A 16,127-nucleotide genomic window follows, 5' to 3' on the forward strand; every position below is an offset into this window, starting at 1 on the left:
TTTCCGGCCTTAAGCTATGCACAAAATGGTATTATTGTGAACTTTTCCAGCCCACACTCCAGATAACAACGTGCGTCTATCTTCCATCAAATTGTCGGGATTTAAGTCTTTCGTTGATCCTACCAATTTTCAGGTTCCGGGTCAGTTGGTCGGCGTAGTTGGGCCCAACGGTTGCGGCAAGTCGAACATCATCGATGCGGTGCGCTGGGTGCTGGGCGAATCCAAGGCTTCGGAGCTGCGCGGCGAGTCGATGCAGGACGTGATCTTCAACGGCTCGACCCACCGCAAACCGGCCGGGCGCTCGTCGGTGGAGCTGGTATTCGATAACAACGCGGGCAAGGCCGCAGGGCAGTGGGGCCAGTATGCCGAAATCGCCGTCAAGCGCACGCTGACGCGTGACGGCACGTCGACCTACTACATCAACGGCCAGCCGGTGCGCCGGCGCGACATTCAAGACATCTTCCTCGGCACCGGCCTTGGCCCGCGCGCTTACGCGATTATCGGTCAGGGCATGATCTCGCGGATTATCGAATCGCGCCCGGAAGAACTGCGCGTGTTCCTCGAAGAAGCGGCCGGCGTCTCCAAGTACAAAGAGCGCCGCCGGGAGACTGAGAACCGCCTGCACGACACGCGCGAAAATCTGCTGCGCGTCGAAGACATTCTGCGCGAACTGAACTCCAACCTGGAAAAGCTGGAAGGCCAGGCCGCCGTCGCCACCAAATTCCACCAGCTGCAAGCGGATCAGGAAGAGAAGCAAAAGCTGCTTTGGCTGCTGCGCAAGGTAGAAGCTGAAAACGAGCAGAAAAAATACTTCCGCGAAGTCGAGCAAGCGCAGAACGATCTGGAAGAACAGACCGCCAAGCTGCGCAACGTCGAGCTGTCGCTGGAACAGATGCGCCAGTCGCACTTTGCTGCCGGCGACCGCCTGCACACTGCGCAAGGCGCGCTGTATCAAACCAATGCCGAAATCGGCAGCCTCGAAGCGCAGATCAAGTTCGTGGTCGAATCGCGCAGCCGCTTGCAAGCGCAGTTGGCCGCGCTGACCGCGCAGCGCGATCAATGGCAGCGTCAAGCCACCGAGGGCAACGAGCAAATCGAAGAAGCCGAATTCAATCTGGAAGAACTGAGCGCCAAGGTCGAAGAAGCGCAAGTGATGGCCGAGCAAAAGGCCGAGTCGCTGCCGATGCTGGAACAAGCGTGGAAGGAAGCGCAGACCAAGAGCACCGAATCGCGCTCGCGCATTATGCAAGCGCAGCAGCAGTTGGAATTGGAATCGGCGCACCAGCGCAACGCCAACAACATCTTGAACGGCCTGGCCGTGCGGCGCGAGCGCCTGCAACAAGAGAAGAGTGGTTTAAGCCTGCCGGACAGCGCGCACTTGTCGAATCTGCGCCTGCAACTGGAAGAGAAACAGCAAGCGCTGGAAGAACAAACCTTCCTGCTGGAAGAAGCGCACGAGCAGCAGCCAAAGCTGGAGCAGGAGCGCCAGGAAGCGCAGCAGCAGGTCAACGCGGAAACCGCCGCCAACGCCCAGCTGGAAGCGCGCCTGAACGCACTGCGCCAGTTGCAGGAGCGCGTGCAAACGCAAGGCAAGGTCACGCCATGGTTGCAAAAGCACGAGCTGGAATCGCTGCCGCGCTTGTGGCAAAAACTGAATATCGAAAGCGGCTGGGAGCCGGCGCTGGAATCGGTGCTGCGTGAGCGCACCTCGGCGCTGCAAATGTCGAATATCGAGTGGGCCAAGGCCTTCTTCAGCGATGCGCCGCCGGCCAAGCTGGCGCTGTTTGCGCCGTCGACCGCGGTGCCGCCTGCACCGGTGGAAGCGCCCGGCCTCAAGCCTTTCCTGAATCTGCTGAAGATTAACGATCCCGGTCTGCGCGGCTTGCTGCAAGACTGGCTGCACAACGTCTACATCGCCGACGATACGGCGGAAGCGTTTGCCGACCGCGCCAAGCTGCCTGCTGGCGGCTCGATCATCACGCGTCAAGGTCACGTGGTGACGCAGAACAGCGTGCGCTTCTACGCCGCCGACTCTGAACAAGACGGCATGCTGGGACGCCAGCAGGAAATCGAAAACATCACCAAGCAGCTGCGCGCGCAGCAGATGCTGGCCGACGAAGCGCGTTCGCGCTCGGTGCGCGCGGAAGCCGCAGTGACGGAACTGACGCGCCGCCTGACCGAGTACCGCGCCAAGCTGCAAAGCCTGCAATCGTCGGTGCACACGCTGCAACTGGAAGTGGTGAAGCTGTCCGAAATTGAAGCGCGCTTCAACCAGCGCAGCACGCAGATCGAAACTGACTTGGCCGAAATCGCCGCGCAGGAAGAAGAGCAAACGCAGATCAAGCTGGAGTCGGAAGAGAAATTCGAGCAGCTCGACATGGAACTCGGCAATCTGCAAGGCGAGCACGAAGACGGCCAGACCGACTTTATGCAAAAGGAGCAGCGCCTCGCCGACGCCCGCGAAGCCTTGCGCGACCTCGAACGCGCCGCGCAGGAAGTGCAGTTCGCAGAGAAAACCCAGCGCAGCAAGATCGAAGAATTCCGCCGCAATATCGCTACTGCGACGGCGCAAGTGGCGCAGGTCACGGAGAGCATCGAGTCCGGCCGCATGGAGCTGGAAGGCCTCGAACAGGGCACGGCCAACGAAGGCTTGCAGGAGCTGCTGGATCGCCGCACCACCCAAGAAAAAGCGCTGTCCGACGCGCGCCACGAACTCGATCAAATCGCGCAGCAACTGCGTTTGTTCGAGGAAGGCCGCATGTCGACCGAGCGCGCGCTGCAACCGCAGCGCGACAAGATCATGGAGATGCAGCTGAAGGAGCAGGCCGCGCGCCTGAACCAGGAGCAGTTTGCCGCGCAACTGGCCGAGGTGCAGGCCGACGAAGCGGCGCTGTCCGAGAAGCTGCATCCCGATATGAAGGCATCGTACTTGCAGGGTGAAGTCACGCGCCTGACCAACGCCATCTCGGCGCTGGGCGCGGTCAACCTGGCGGCGCTGGACGAACTGGCCACCGCTTCCGAGCGCAAGAACTTCCTCGATTCGCAAAACGCGGATTTGACGGAAGCGATCAACACGCTGGAAGACGCCATCACCAAGATCGACAAGGAGACGCGCGATCTGCTGCAAGACACCTTCGACCGCGTCAACGGTCACTTCTCCGAGCTGTTCCCGATTCTGTTCGGCGGCGGCCAGGCGAAGCTGATCATGACCGGCGACGAAATCCTGGACTCCGGCGTGCAGGTCATGGCCCAGCCGCCGGGCAAGAAGAACGCCACCATTCACCTGCTGTCCGGCGGTGAAAAAGCGCTGACCGCCACCGCGCTGGTGTTCTCCATGTTCCGCTTGAATCCCGCGCCATTCTGCTTGCTCGACGAGGTCGACGCGCCGCTGGATGACGCCAATACCGAGCGATTCTGCCGCATGGTCAAACGCATGTCCGAACATACTCAATTCCTCTTCATCTCGCACAACAAGATTGCGATGGAGATGGCCAATCAACTGATCGGTGTGACGATGCAGGAACAAGGTGTATCGCGCATCGTGGCGGTGGATATGGAATCCGCCGCAAACTTCGCTTCCGAGGCTCAAGCAGCATGACAGATCTTCAACTCAGTTTAATCGCGGCCGCCGGCGTGTTTGTCGCCGGCGTCTTCACGTACAACAAAATCCAGGAATACAAGGCCAAGAAAAGCGTGGAACGCGCTTTCTCGTCCGACCATGACGATGTGCTGATGCGCACCGGCGACGATGCAGTCGCGCGTCAGGAACCGAGCTTCTCGCTCGACAGCGCAACGCCCGGCGTGGCAGGCGGCGAAGCTGCTGCGGCAGCGGCGGCACTGAGCGCAGTGGCCGCGGAATTCACCACCGACGACGAAGCCGGCCAGCCAGCCAGCGAAGACGCACTGGCCGCCCGCGCCAACGCTGCATCAGCAGCGGCGGCGGAACAGGCCACGGCCCTGGTTGACCCGCTGATCGATTGCCTGTTGCCGCTATCGCTGGAAGCGCCTGCGCGCGGCGACAAGCTGCTGCCGGTACTGCAAACCCTGCGCATGGTCGGCAACAAGCCAGTGCACTACATCGGCAAAGCCGTGAGCGGCGATTGGGAACCGATCGCCCACGGCGGCGTCTACACCGAACTGCAAGGCGGCGTGCAACTGGCCAGCCGCAGCACCGCGCTCAATGAACTCGAATACTCGGAACTGGTAACGCGCCTGCGCGCCATGGCCGACGAAATCGGCGCCGAGCCGGTGATCCCGGACATGATGGAAGTGATGGCAGAAGCGCGCAATCTGCACCGCTTTGTCGCCGGTCACGACGCGCAGCTGGGCGTCAACCTGCAAACCAATGGTGCGCCATGGTCGATCACCACCTTGATCGGCGCCCTGGAAAAGCAGGGCTTCGACGTGCGTCCTGATGGCCGCTTCGTGATGCCGGACGGCGAAGGCAGCTTCCTGTTCTCGCTGTCGACCAATGTCACGCCGGCCGAGGAAACCACGGCCCGTTTGACACTGCTGCTGGACGTGCCGTGCGTAGCACCGGCCCGTGACGGCTTCGGCGCCATGGTTGCTTGCGCCAAGTCGCTGGTGGCGCGCCTGGACGCCACCATCGTGGACGACTACAACCAGCCTTTGTCCGACGCCGCACTGACGGAGATCGCTGGTCAGGTACAAGATTTTTACGCCGAGATGAACGATGCCGACATCCCGGCCGGCTCCACCCGCGCGCTGCGTTTGTTCAGCTAAGAAGGTTTGGTAATGACGGAAGTAGATTTCAAAACGCGCATCGCAGAACTCAGCGCGGAGCTGAACCGGCATTTGCACGCCTATCACGTGGAAGACGCGCCCACCATCCCGGACGCGGAGTACGACAAGCTGTTTATCGAGCTGCAAAAGCTTGAAGAAGAACATCCAGAGCTGGCGCTGCCGGACTCGCCGACCAAACGCGTCGGCGCAGCGCCGCTGCCGCAGTTCGATCAGGTCACCCACACGGTGCCGATGCTGTCGCTGAATAACGGCTTCACTGACGAAGATATCGAAAACTTCGACCGCCGCGTGCGCGAAGGCCTCGATACCGCGGCGCTGATCGAGTACGCCGCCGAAGTAAAGTACGACGGCCTCGCCATCAATCTGCGCTACGTGGACGGCCTGCTGGTGCAAGCCGCCACGCGCGGCGATGGCTATACCGGTGAAGATGTCACCACCAATATCCGCACCATCCGCAGCATTCCGCTGCGCCTGAAAACCGATAATCCTCCCGCCGTTCTCGACGTGCGCGGCGAAGTGCTGATGTTCAAGCGCGACTTCGAAGCGATGAACGAACGCCAGCGCGAAGCGGGCCAGAAGGAATTCGTCAATCCACGCAATGCGGCGGCGGGCAGCCTGCGCCAGCTGGACTCGCGCATCACCGCATCGCGCAAACTGAGTTTCTTCGCTTACGGCATCGGCGCCCTCGAGGGCGCCGATATCCCGGGATCGCACTCCGCGCTGCTGGACTGGTATCGCGAGCTTGGCCTGCCGGTGGCGAAGGAAGCCACGGTGGTGCGCGGCTACGACGGCTTGATGGCCTACTACAAGCAGATCGGCGAAGCGCGTCCGACCATGCCGTACGAAATCGACGGCGTGGTGTACAAAGCCAACCGCCTTGAAGATCAGCGCACGCTGGGCTTCGTGTCGCGCGCGCCGCGTTTCGCGCTGGCGCACAAGTTCCCGGCGGAAGAAGCGCTGACCGTGGTGCAGGCAATTGAAGTGCAGGTCGGCCGCACCGGCGCGATTACGCCAGTGGCGCGCCTGGCGTCCGTGTTCGTGGGCGGCGTCAACGTCACCAACGCCACGCTGCACAACGAAGATGAAGTGCGCCGCAAGGACGTGCGCGTGGGCGACACGGTAATCGTGCGCCGCGCCGGCGACGTGATCCCGGAAGTGCTGGCGGTGGTGCTGGAGCGCCGTCCCTCGCCGGAACCGGAAGCTTACGTGCTGCCGAAAACCTGCCCGGTGTGCGGCTCGCACGTGGTGCGCGAAGAGGGCGAGGCCATTGCCCGATGCTCCGGCGGTTTATTCTGCTCAGCGCAGCGCAAGGAAGCCATCCGCCACTTCGCCGGCCGCCGCATGATGGACATCGAAGGCCTGGGTGACCGTTACATCGATAACCTCGTCGAAGCGGGGAAAGTCCAGCGCGTGGCCGATCTGTATGCGCTCAAGCTGGAAGACTTGCTGGAGATGAAGCGTCTGGCCGACGAACGCGACGGCACTACGCCGGAGACGGTCGCACAGGGAAAGATCGCCACCAAGTGGGCGGACAATCTGCTGGAAGCTATCGCCGCCAGCAAGAACCCGCCGCTGGAGCGCCTGCTGTTCGCGCTCGGTATCCGCCACGTCGGTGAATCCACCGCCAAGACCTTGGCCGAGTGGCTCGGCCGCTTTGACCTGATCCGCCGCGTGCCGGCGGCGCTGCTGCGCGTGCTCCCGGATATCGGCGGCGTGGTGGCCGACTCCATCGCAGACTTCTTCGCGGAGCCGAAGAATCAGGAAGCCATCGACGCGCTGCTGGCCGCAGGCGTGGCGCCGCAAGGCGAACATGCGCCAAGCGCCAAGCTGCGCGAGAAGCTCGACCCGGTCAAGCTGATGGCCGCGCTGGCGATTCCCAAACTGACCGAGCCACGCAGCAAGCAGCTGGTCGAGCAGGACGTCACGCTGGAGGTGCTCGCGCATCTGCCGGTGTACACGGTATTCGGGCTGCCGGCAGCGGTGGCGGAATCGCTGGAAGCGTGGATGGCAACGCCGGGCAACAAGCAGCAAGTGATCCAGTTGCACAAGCTGCGTGTAGACCTGCTGGCGCAACTGCCGGAAACCGTCGCCGCCGAAGGCCACCTGACCGGCAAGACCTTTGTGTTAACCGGCACCTTGCCAACCATGGGCCGCGATCAAGCCGCAGCGCTGATCGAAGCGAAGGGTGGTAAAGTATCCGGCTCCGTATCGAAGAAAACGCATTACCTTGTGGCTGGCGCGGATGCGGGCAGCAAGCTAGCCAAGGCGCAGGAATTGGAAGTCACGATTCTTGATGAAGCAGGACTGCTCGCACTACTCGAAGAAAAATAAATAATCATGCCAAAAATTCAAAAAGCAGTATTCCCTGTTGCGGGCTTGGGCAGCCGCTTCCTCCCTGCCACCAAGGCGCAGCCGAAGGAGATGCTGCCTATCGTCGACAAGCCACTGATCCAGTACGCGGTGGAAGAGGCGGTCGCCGCCGGCATCACCGAAATGGTGTTCATCACCGGCCGTAACAAGCGCGCTATCGAAGACCACTTCGACAAGGCCTACGAGCTGGAATCGGAACTGGAAGCGGCCAACAAGCAGCAGCTGCTGGAACTGGTGCGCAACGTGATTCCTAAAAGCGTCAACTGCATCTACATCCGCCAGTCGGAACCGCTGGGCCTCGGCCATGCGGTGCTGTGCGCGCGTCCGGTGATCGGCGACGAGCCGTTTGCCGTGCTGCTGGCGGACGACTTCATGGACACCGCCAGCGGCGTCAAGCCGGTGCTGGCGCAGATGACCGACTTGTATGCCTACGAGCGCTCCAGCATCCTCGCGGTGCAGGAAGTGCCGCGCGAGGCCACGCGCCAGTACGGCATCGTCAGCGCCACTGCGTATCAGCCGAAGCTCGAACTGGTGCACGGCATCGTTGAGAAACCGGTGCCGGAGAAAGCGCCGTCCACGCTGGCCGTGGTGGGCCGCTATGTGCTGTCGGGCCGTATCTTCGACTATCTTGAAAACCTGGGCAGCGGCGCCGGTGGCGAGATCCAGCTGACCGACGGTATCGCCGCGCTGATGAAAGATGAACGCGTGCTGGCCTACCGCTACGACGGCACCCGCTACGACTGCGGCTCCAAGTTGGGCTACCTCAAAGCCACCACCGCCATGGGCCTCAAGCACGCGGAAACCGGCGATGATTACTGCCAGTTCCTGCGCGATATCCAGTGCAATATCAACGGCGAAGCAAAATGACTGTCCGCGAAATTTTGAAGATGGGCGATCCGCGCCTGCTGCGCGTGGCCGAACCGGTGACCGAATTCGATACGCCGGCCATGCGCGAACTGATCGCCGACATGTTCGACACCATGCACGCTGCCAATGGCGCGGGCTTGGCGGCGCCGCAGATCGGCGTCAATCTGCAATTGGTGATCTACGGCTTCAAGAGCAATCCACGCTACCCGGATGCGCCGCAGGTGCCGGAAACGGTATTAATCAATCCGGTGCTGACGCCGCTGTCTGACGAAATGGAAGAAGCGTTTGAGGGCTGCCTGTCAGTGCCGGGCATGCGCGGCAGCGTACCGCGCTACACCAGGCTGCGCTACGAAGGCGTGGATGAACACAACCAGCCGATCAAGCGCGAAGTGGACGGCTTCCACGCGCGCGTGGTGCAGCACGAAGTGGATCACCTGCTGGGCAAGCTGTACCCGATGCGCATCAAGGACTTTTCCAAATTCGGCTTCACCGAGGTGATGTTCCCCGGCCTCGATCCTAACGACGACGATTGACGCCATGACGCCACAACCGCCGCAGCAACCGATCCGGCCGCGCGTGGGGCAGGTGCGCGGCGAGTTTCAGCTCGGGACATCGCGCATCAAGCGCGTGGGCGTGAGCCGCTGGCACTGGGGCGACATCTACCATTGGATGCTGACCGTGAGCTGGCCGCGCTTCTTCCTGCTGGTTGGTGCGCTGTACTTGATCACCAACTTGGTGTTTGCGCTGGCCTTTTACGCGGTGCCCGGTTCGATCTCCAACGCGCGTCCCGGCTACTTCCCGGATTGCGTGTTCTTCTCGATTGAAACGCTGGCCACGGTCGGCTATGGCTATATGAATCCAGCCACCACCTACGGCCACATCGTCGCTTCGACCGAGATTTTGCTCGGCATGGTGGAAGTGGCGGCGGTGACAGGCTTGTTGTTCGCGCGCTTCTCGCGTCCTACCTCGCGCATCATGTTCTCCAACGTGGCGGTGATTACGCCGTTCAACGGCGTGCCGACCTTGATGCTGCGGGCCGGGAACGAGCGCGCCAACTTGATCCTGGAAGCTTCGGTGCGCGCCTCGCTGGTGCGGCGCGAAACCACGCTGGAAGGACAGGTCTTCACGCGCTTCTACGATTTAACACTGGAGCGCGAAAACTCCGGCGTGTTTGCGCTGACCTGGACTATCCTGCATAAGATCGACGAAACCAGCCCGCTGTTCGGCAAGACGCAGCACGACTTGCAGAGCGAAGGCACCACGCTGGCGGTCGCCATCTCCGGCACCGACGACACGCTCAATGATTTCGTCCACGCGCGCCAGACCTACGCGGCGGAGCACATCTTCTTCGGCCATCACTTTGCGGATATTTTGTCCGACAAAATGGAGGGTAATGTGCGGGTGCTGGACTACAGCAAATTCCACGACATCTACCCGGACGGTAGCCGCGAAGGCAGCATGCCCGGCGCCGCGCTGGCGCATCCGGGCTAGCTGGTATCGCCCAGCAGGTCGCGGGCGTTCAGCAGGGCGTAGACGATGTCTGGATGCTCGCGCATGCAGCGGCGGATGGCGGCCGGCAGCGCCTCATGCGTCTTGCGGCACAGGCCCGGCTGCTCGGCCAGTTTGATTGACAGGCCCATGACGGTACTAACACCGCGCGCGCTGGGCGTGATGGTGAGCGTAATGCCCAGCAGCTCCTGCAAGCGCTGCTCAATGCGGCCGAGCTCCTCGTAAGTGGCTACGGCTGCGATCTTCTCGATCAGCCGCTTCTCTTCCTCGCGCGTCAGCCGCAGCACGCGGATGTCTGCACCTTCGCGCTCCCAAGCCTCCAGCAACTCATCGCGCCCGCAAACACAAGCGCCAGGCGGGCACTCTTTGCGGATCGGGAAAGGCAGGGCTGGTGGCATAGTCGGGCTATTCTACTCCAATCGCTGCTGCAAAAGCGCGAGGACGGCCGCTTCCACCGGCGGACTCAGTATCGTGCCGCCGAGGTAAGCCTCGATGATGGCCGGATGGACGTAGCACTTGCGGCATATCGCCGGCGTGTTGCCCAGCTTTTGAGCGACCGACTCAATGGCCTGCACGATGTTCTTCTTGGCCTGCGTCTCCGAGTCGAATTTTTCGTATGCTTGCAAGGCGGCCGCCGCCAGCACCGTACCGGCCCAGGTGCGGAAATCCTTGGCCGTGTAATCTGCGCCGCTAATTTCTTGCAGGTAGTCGTTGACGTCGGCGGAGTCGATGGCGTGCGGCTTGCCTTCATCGTCCTCGTACTGGAACAGCTCTTGTCCCGGCAGGTCGCGGATGCGGCGGATGATGTTGGCCAGGCGGCGGTCGTGTACCTCCACCGCGTGGTGTACGCCGCTCTTGCCGCGAAAACGGAACTGCACCGTGCTGCCGTCGAGCCGCACGTGGCGCTCGCGCAGCGTGGTGAGGCCGAAGGACTTGTTCTCGCGCGCGTACTCCTCATTCCCAATCCGCATCAGCGTCGCCTCCAGCAGGATCACGATAGTGGCGAGTACCTTCTCGCGCGGCAGGCCGGGCTTGCGCAGCGCTTCCTCGGCCGCTAGCCGTATCTTCGGCAGGGCCTTGCCGAAACTGAGCATGCGGCCATACTTGGCGTCGTCGCGGTGCGCGCGCCAGCGGGCGTGGTAGCGGTATTGTTTGCGGCCGCGCGCATCGCGGCCGGTGGCTTGCAGGTGACCCAGCGCGTGCTTGCAGATCCAGACATCAGTCCATGCCGGCGGAATCACCAATGCCTTGATGCGGGCCAGCGTGTCTTCATCGGTGACGGCGTTGCCGTCAGCGTCGAGATAGCGAAAATGCTTGCCGTGCGCGCGGCGGGAGATGCCCGGCTGGTCATCGTGGACGTAGCGCAGGCCGGCCTGCCGCGCGGCGACCGGGGCAGGGGCGGGAAGCACGGCGTGTAGGTCGCGTTTCATGGCAGTCCTCTTGATCTGAACAAGAGCATGCTACGCCGGCCCAAACACCAGCATTGTGCGCTAGCGCACGATTAGTTCATCGATTAATCCATGCGCTTGAGGCGCTGGCCGACGATGCTCCATTGGCAGGCTTCGCCGTCGACGGTGCCGGTCAGTACCCAGCCGGTGCCGATCTTCTCGACGCCGATCTCGCACTCCAGTTCCTTGGCCAGCTTCTCAGCCCAGCCCTTGGCGGCGCCTTGGCCCTTGAATAGTTCGTGGCCGTCATAAATCACGGTGGCGTCGAAAACTGGGGCGGCAAATATGGTCATGATGGTCTTCCCGAAAAATAAGCCGTTATTTTGCCAGACTTATTCTACGGCCGGGGAGCGCTAAACCAGGGAGGCCGGCGCCGCATGCCGCGCGGGAGGCGTGGCCTGGTAATCGCGGTCGGACAAGCTGCATGGCACCGCCGCGTAGTCGATGAAGATGCTGACCTGCGGGCAGCTGCGCAACTCGGACACCGGCACTTGCGGCCCGCCGCCGCCAAACAGCAATTGATAGCAGGCGTCGCGCTTTTCCTCGCCCAGCATCACCACGATGGATGAACGCGCCTCGCGCAGCACCCGCAGGCCGAGGCTCGCGCCGTACTGGAAATCGACCCGGTTGGCCGCGCGCGTGGCAGGGCTAAGGCGCACCACGCCGCTGCTCAAGCGTACCGACTGCCGCGGTTCATTGAAGCCGATATGGCTGTTGCGGCCCACGCCGTGCAAGGCGCAATCGATGCCCCCCAACTGGCGCAGCTTGTGTTCGTACTCCCTGGGCGTTGCCTTGCAAGCGCCATCGCCATCGTAAAAATGCTCAAAGCGCGCTATGCCCATCGGCTCGATAAAATCGCGGCGCAGCGAGTACGCAAAGCTGGCCGGATCGCTGCTCGGCATGCCCGCGTATTCGTCCATCTGGAAGCAGATCACGCGCTGCCATTCAATCGTGTGACGGTAGTCCTGCCGCAGCACCTCGAAGATCGGCGTCATGGTGCGGCCGACGGACGGTGTCAGCACCACGTGCTGCTTCTGTTGCAGCAAAGCCGCCAGCTCCGTCACCAGCCGCGCCGCCGCCAGGCGCGCCACGTCCAGCGTGCCCGCCACGTGCAGCGCATGCGGCTTCACATGGAACCACGGCGCCAATGACGCCAGCATAGACAGGTGATGCGCGGTGCTCATACCTTGATCCTTTCGTCTTCACGGTGAGGTTGATGTGCCAATATCTGATTGACGATGTCCGCGCCGATGGCGCCGTGCCACAGCGACAGGCCGTTGGCCTCGCCGCGAAAACTCGGTTCGCCGTGCACGCCGGCCATCGGGTAGCCGGCAGATAGACCCAGCGCGTAGACGCCGCGAACCGGCTGTCCGGCGCCATCGAGTACGCGGCTGCGGTCATCGACTAGTGCGGCACCGGCACGCTCGCTTTGCAAAGCGATCCCTTGGCCGTCGCGTTCATACAAGGGCAGGGCGCGCGGCCGATAGCCCAGCGCCGCCACGATTAAATCCGCCTCTTCCAGCAAATCTGCTGCCTGCTGCGCATGCTGATCTAGCGATAGCAACTGCAAGCGGGGTTCCGGCGGCGCATCGCCCAGCGACCAGTAGCGGCGCAGCAGATGGCGCGAGTCGCTGCGCATCCCGGCCAGCGGGAACACGCGGCCGCTGCGCGGGCAGATATCGTCCGGCGTGAAATCGTGATAGCCCTCGGCGCGCGCAATCTCCGGCGTGGCGTAGGTAATGCGGAACGGGCGGCGGTGCAGAATGGTGACGCGGCCTTGCCGCTGTTCTTCCGCATCCCAGTGCTGAAGGCAGACCAGGGCGCTGGACATGGCGCTGTGCGAGCCGCCGACCACCACCACGCGCGGCGCGCGCTTGCCCTGCAGCCGCTGCGCCAGCAGCGCCTTGCCGCCGTGCGCCAGCAACTCGCCGGACAGCACGGTCTTGTCGCCAAAGCGCGGCAACAGCGGCAGGCCCGCCACCGTCGCATGTTCCAATGCGGCGCGCGATTGCGCTGCGCCGGTGGCTAATACCACATGGCGGCTGCGGATGCCGGAAGTGCCGCCATCGGCATTGCGATAAGTGGTCAGCCAGGCGCCATCGGACTGGCGATGCGCATGCAAGGCAGTCGCGCCGCAGATGAAGGGATCGTAGTCATGCTGATCGAGCCAGGTGCGCAAATGGCGGCCGACATCGGCCATGAAATCGGCCACGGTGGACAGCGGCACCGGCCCGCCGCGCTGCTGCTCCAGCTGTTGGCCCGCACCATGGCGCAGCAGCGGCGCCAATGACGGCAAGCCTTCCAGCGCGGCCGGCGCGAGGAAGCTGTCGGCAAAACTGTCCGAGCGAATCGCGTAGCGTCCCAGCTCGCCGGGGCCGATCTGCGGACTGTGATCGAGCACCGCCAGGCCGCCATCCATCAGCGCCGTCAGCGTGCCCTGGCCACGCGCGGCCATCAGCGGCCCCAGTCCCGCCGGGCCGGCGCCAACGATGACCGCGCCCAGCGTGCCGGCGCTAATACCACTTTCGAAATGGAAGCTTGGTTGCACGGAAAATACCTTGCAAAAAAATAATGAGAATTTATTTAAAGATAATACATAAGCGTATTTCTTTGTTAGTTTTTTGACTTATTTTTTTGCACACATACGCAACACCTACGTTATTCGACGTATTTCTCCGACAGTGCGCACTGGCTAATCTTGGCAACAGATTAACTAGCCAACCAAAAAAGGGGATCCAGATGCGAGTCAAGCGAGGGTGCAAAGGGCTGCTGGCGGCAGCAGCGGTGGCGGCGATCGGCAATGCCTACGCCGGCGCGACCGTCAACTTCGGTCAAGACAAATCGGTCAGCGTGGGCTTCGGCCTGCGCGAGAGCTACACCAGCGCCGAAAACGGCGCGCCGGACGGCGGCCGTTCCAACGACTTTAATCTCGACAGCGGCCGCTTGTTCTTCGGCGCTTCGCTGAACAAGAACATCAAGGGCATGTTCAACACCGAGTGGGACGGCGACAAAATCCGCGTGCTGGACGCGGCCGGCCAATTCGCCTTCTCGCCGGAGTTCAATATCTGGGCGGGCCGCTTGCTGTCGCCGTCCGACCGCGCCAACATGGCCGGCCCTTATTATTCGCTGGGCGGCGGCTACTGGGCCGGCGTAGCCTCGCGCTACGGCTACAACGGCGGCATCTTCCGCGGCCGTGACGACGGCGTGGTCGTGTGGGGCAATGCCGGCGACGGCGGGCGTCTCGGCTACTCGTTCGGCGCGTTTGAAGGCCACACCTTCGGCATCGGCTCGCTGACGCAGAACCAGGCCAAGGCAGCCGGCATCAAGGCCGATGACGCCTTGATGTACGCAGGCCGCATCCAGTACGACTTCTGGGACGCGGAGCCAGGCTACTACGGCACCGGCAATTACCTCGGCGGCGCCGACATCCTCGCCATCGGCGTGGCGGGCCGTTCGCAGAAGGACGGTATCCTCACGGTCGGCAAGGTCGGCGACTACAGCTCCTACAACGTCGACTTCCTGCTGGAGAAGCGCATCAAGGGCGCGGGCGCGTTTGCGGTGGAAGCGGCCTGGTACAAGTACGACACCGACGACATCATCAAGGCCGAGCAGGGCAAGGCTTATTCGGCCGGCGCTTCCTACATTTTCGAAGACAAAGCCGGATGGGGCAAATTCCAACCGTTCGTGCGCTGGCAGAAGTTCGCCGCCGACACCAACATCGACACCAAGCAGTATGACGTCGGCACCAACTACATCATCGACGGCTACAACGCGCAGATCAGCGCCGTGTACTCGAAGACCAAGATCACCGGCGCAGCGGACAACGACAAGTTCTCGATCGCGCTGCAACTTCAATACTGATTAACCACCACGGAGCTTACCTATGCAAAATCGTCGTAACTTTATCGGCACCCTGAGCCGCATCGCTGCCGCTACCGCGCTGCTGGCCGCTGGTGCGCAGGCCCACGCTGCGGACACCATCAAGGTCGGCATCCTGCACTCGCTGTCCGGCACCATGGCGATCTCGGAGACGTCGCTGAAAGACGTGGCCTTGATGACCATCGATGAAATCAACGCAAAGGGCGGCGTGTTGGGCAAGAAGCTGGAGCCGGTGGTGGTGGATCCGGCCTCCAACTGGCCGCTGTTCGCAGAAAAAGCGCGCGGCTTGATCGCGCAGGACAAAGTGTCGGTGGTGTTTGGCTGCTGGACTTCGGTGTCGCGCAAATCGGTGCTGCCGGTGTTTAAAGAACTGAACTCGCTGCTGTTCTATCCAGTGCAGTATGAAGGGGAAGAGCTGGAGAAGAACGTGTTCTACACCGGCGCGGCACCGAATCAGCAGGCGATTCCTGCGGTGCAGTATTTGATGAGCAAAGAAGGCGGCGGCGCCAAGCGCTTCGTGCTGCTGGGGACTGACTATGTTTATCCACGCACCACCAACAAGATCCTGCGCGCTTACCTGAAAAGCAAAGGCGTGAAGGATAGTGATATCGACGAGGTGTACACCCCGTTCGGCCACTCGGATTACCAGACCATCGTCGCCAATATCAAGAAGTTTGCAGCGGGCGGCAAGACGGCCGTGATCTCGACCATCAACGGCGATTCGAATGTGCCGTTCTACAAAGAGCTGGGCAACGCCGGCTTGAAGGCGACCGATGTGCCGGTGGTGGCGTTCTCGGTGGGTGAGGAAGAACTGCGCGGCGTGGACACCAAGCCGCTGCTGGGCCACCTCGCGGCGTGGAACTACTTCGAGTCGGTGAAGAACCCGGTGAACACGGACTTCATCAAGAAGTGGAAAGCGTATGCGGTCGCCAAGAAGCTGCCAAATGCGAACACGGTGGTGACCAACGATCCGATGGAAGCGACCTACGTCGGCATTCATATGTGGGCGCAGGCGGTGGAGAAGGCCAAGTCGACCGACACCGATAAAGTGATCGCGGCGATGGGCGGCCAGACCTTCAAAGCGCCGTCGGGCTTCACGCTGACCATGGATGCGACCAATCACCACTTGCATAAGCCGGTGTTCATCGGCGAGATCCGCCCGGATGGCCAGTTCAACGTCGTATGGAAAACGCCGGGGCCAGTGCGCGCCAATCCCTGGAGCCCGTACATCCCGGGTAACGAGGGCAAGCAAAAACTCTGATTGAGCCGCGCCCTAACCCTAAGTGGCGG

Annotated in this window: 13 protein-coding genes; 8 read left to right on the forward strand and 5 right to left on the reverse strand. The window is 62.4% G+C overall.

The window, feature by feature from the left end; all coding sequences use genetic code 11:
- Nucleotides 1-70 precede the first annotated feature (70 nt).
- From smc to GTP45_RS09050, 6 genes are read left to right on the forward strand one after another with little or no spacing between them, the layout of a single operon-like run.
- Nucleotides 71-3,598, forward strand: a complete 3,528-nt coding sequence (gene smc, locus GTP45_RS09025; RefSeq protein ID WP_161013551.1) for a chromosome segregation protein SMC — start codon at nucleotides 71-73, stop codon at nucleotides 3,596-3,598.
- Nucleotides 3,595-4,743 (forward strand): cell division protein ZipA C-terminal FtsZ-binding domain-containing protein, encoded by a 1,149-nt coding sequence (locus tag GTP45_RS09030; protein ID WP_161013552.1) that lies wholly within the window; start codon nucleotides 3,595-3,597, stop codon nucleotides 4,741-4,743. Before smc ends, GTP45_RS09030 begins: the two co-directional genes overlap by 4 nt.
- A gap of 12 nt (nucleotides 4,744-4,755) precedes the next feature.
- Entirely contained in the window at nucleotides 4,756-7,095 is a 2,340-nt protein-coding gene (ligA, locus tag GTP45_RS09035) for an NAD-dependent DNA ligase LigA (RefSeq protein ID WP_161013553.1), read from the forward strand.
- Between the two features lie 6 nt (nucleotides 7,096-7,101).
- A complete protein-coding gene (galU, locus tag GTP45_RS09040) occupies nucleotides 7,102-8,001 on the forward strand; it encodes a UTP--glucose-1-phosphate uridylyltransferase GalU (RefSeq protein ID WP_161013554.1) in 900 nt (299 codons plus the stop codon).
- Nucleotides 7,998-8,534: a peptide deformylase gene (gene def / locus GTP45_RS09045; protein WP_161013555.1), complete on the forward strand. Its 537-nt coding sequence runs from the start codon at nucleotides 7,998-8,000 to the stop codon at nucleotides 8,532-8,534. Before galU ends, def begins: the two co-directional genes overlap by 4 nt.
- A gap of 4 nt (nucleotides 8,535-8,538) precedes the next feature.
- Nucleotides 8,539-9,492, forward strand: a complete 954-nt coding sequence (locus GTP45_RS09050; RefSeq protein ID WP_161013556.1) for an ion channel — start codon at nucleotides 8,539-8,541, stop codon at nucleotides 9,490-9,492.
- On the opposite strand, the gene GTP45_RS09055 is transcribed toward GTP45_RS09050, so the two are convergent.
- The 5 genes from GTP45_RS09055 to GTP45_RS09075 form a co-directional block, all read right to left on the reverse strand.
- Nucleotides 9,489-9,908 (reverse strand): hypothetical protein, encoded by a 420-nt coding sequence (locus tag GTP45_RS09055; protein WP_161013557.1) that lies wholly within the window; start codon nucleotides 9,906-9,908, stop codon nucleotides 9,489-9,491. The two genes, GTP45_RS09050 and GTP45_RS09055, sit on opposite strands and share 4 nt — an antisense overlap.
- Nucleotides 9,909-9,920: 12 nt before the next feature.
- Nucleotides 9,921-10,940: a DNA topoisomerase IB gene (locus GTP45_RS09060; RefSeq protein WP_161013558.1), complete on the reverse strand. Its 1,020-nt coding sequence runs from the start codon at nucleotides 10,938-10,940 to the stop codon at nucleotides 9,921-9,923.
- An 83-nt stretch (nucleotides 10,941-11,023) separates the two neighbouring features.
- Complete coding sequence (locus GTP45_RS09065) at nucleotides 11,024-11,251, reverse strand: hypothetical protein (protein WP_161013559.1); 228 nt, start codon at nucleotides 11,249-11,251, stop codon at nucleotides 11,024-11,026.
- Nucleotides 11,252-11,311: 60 nt separating this feature from the next.
- Complete coding sequence (locus tag GTP45_RS09070) at nucleotides 11,312-12,142, reverse strand: 6-phosphogluconolactonase (protein WP_161013560.1); 831 nt, start codon at nucleotides 12,140-12,142, stop codon at nucleotides 11,312-11,314.
- Nucleotides 12,139-13,506 carry an NAD(P)/FAD-dependent oxidoreductase gene (locus GTP45_RS09075; protein WP_161013561.1) on the reverse strand — a complete coding sequence of 456 codons (1,368 nt, stop codon included), beginning with the start codon at nucleotides 13,504-13,506 and terminating at the stop codon, nucleotides 12,139-12,141. Before GTP45_RS09075 ends, GTP45_RS09070 begins: the two co-directional genes overlap by 4 nt.
- A gap of 191 nt (nucleotides 13,507-13,697) precedes the next feature.
- Between GTP45_RS09075 and GTP45_RS09080 the strand changes: the two genes are divergently transcribed.
- Nucleotides 13,698-14,819 carry a porin gene (locus GTP45_RS09080; protein WP_229258391.1) on the forward strand — a complete coding sequence of 374 codons (1,122 nt, stop codon included), beginning with the start codon at nucleotides 13,698-13,700 and terminating at the stop codon, nucleotides 14,817-14,819.
- A gap of 22 nt (nucleotides 14,820-14,841) precedes the next feature.
- Complete coding sequence (urtA, locus tag GTP45_RS09085; protein WP_161013562.1) at nucleotides 14,842-16,098, forward strand: urea ABC transporter substrate-binding protein; 1,257 nt, start codon at nucleotides 14,842-14,844, stop codon at nucleotides 16,096-16,098.
- Nucleotides 16,099-16,127 lie beyond the last annotated feature (29 nt).

Source organism: Duganella rivi, from assembly GCF_009857435.1.
Classification (GTDB): domain Bacteria; phylum Pseudomonadota; class Gammaproteobacteria; order Burkholderiales; family Burkholderiaceae_D; genus Rugamonas; species Rugamonas rivi.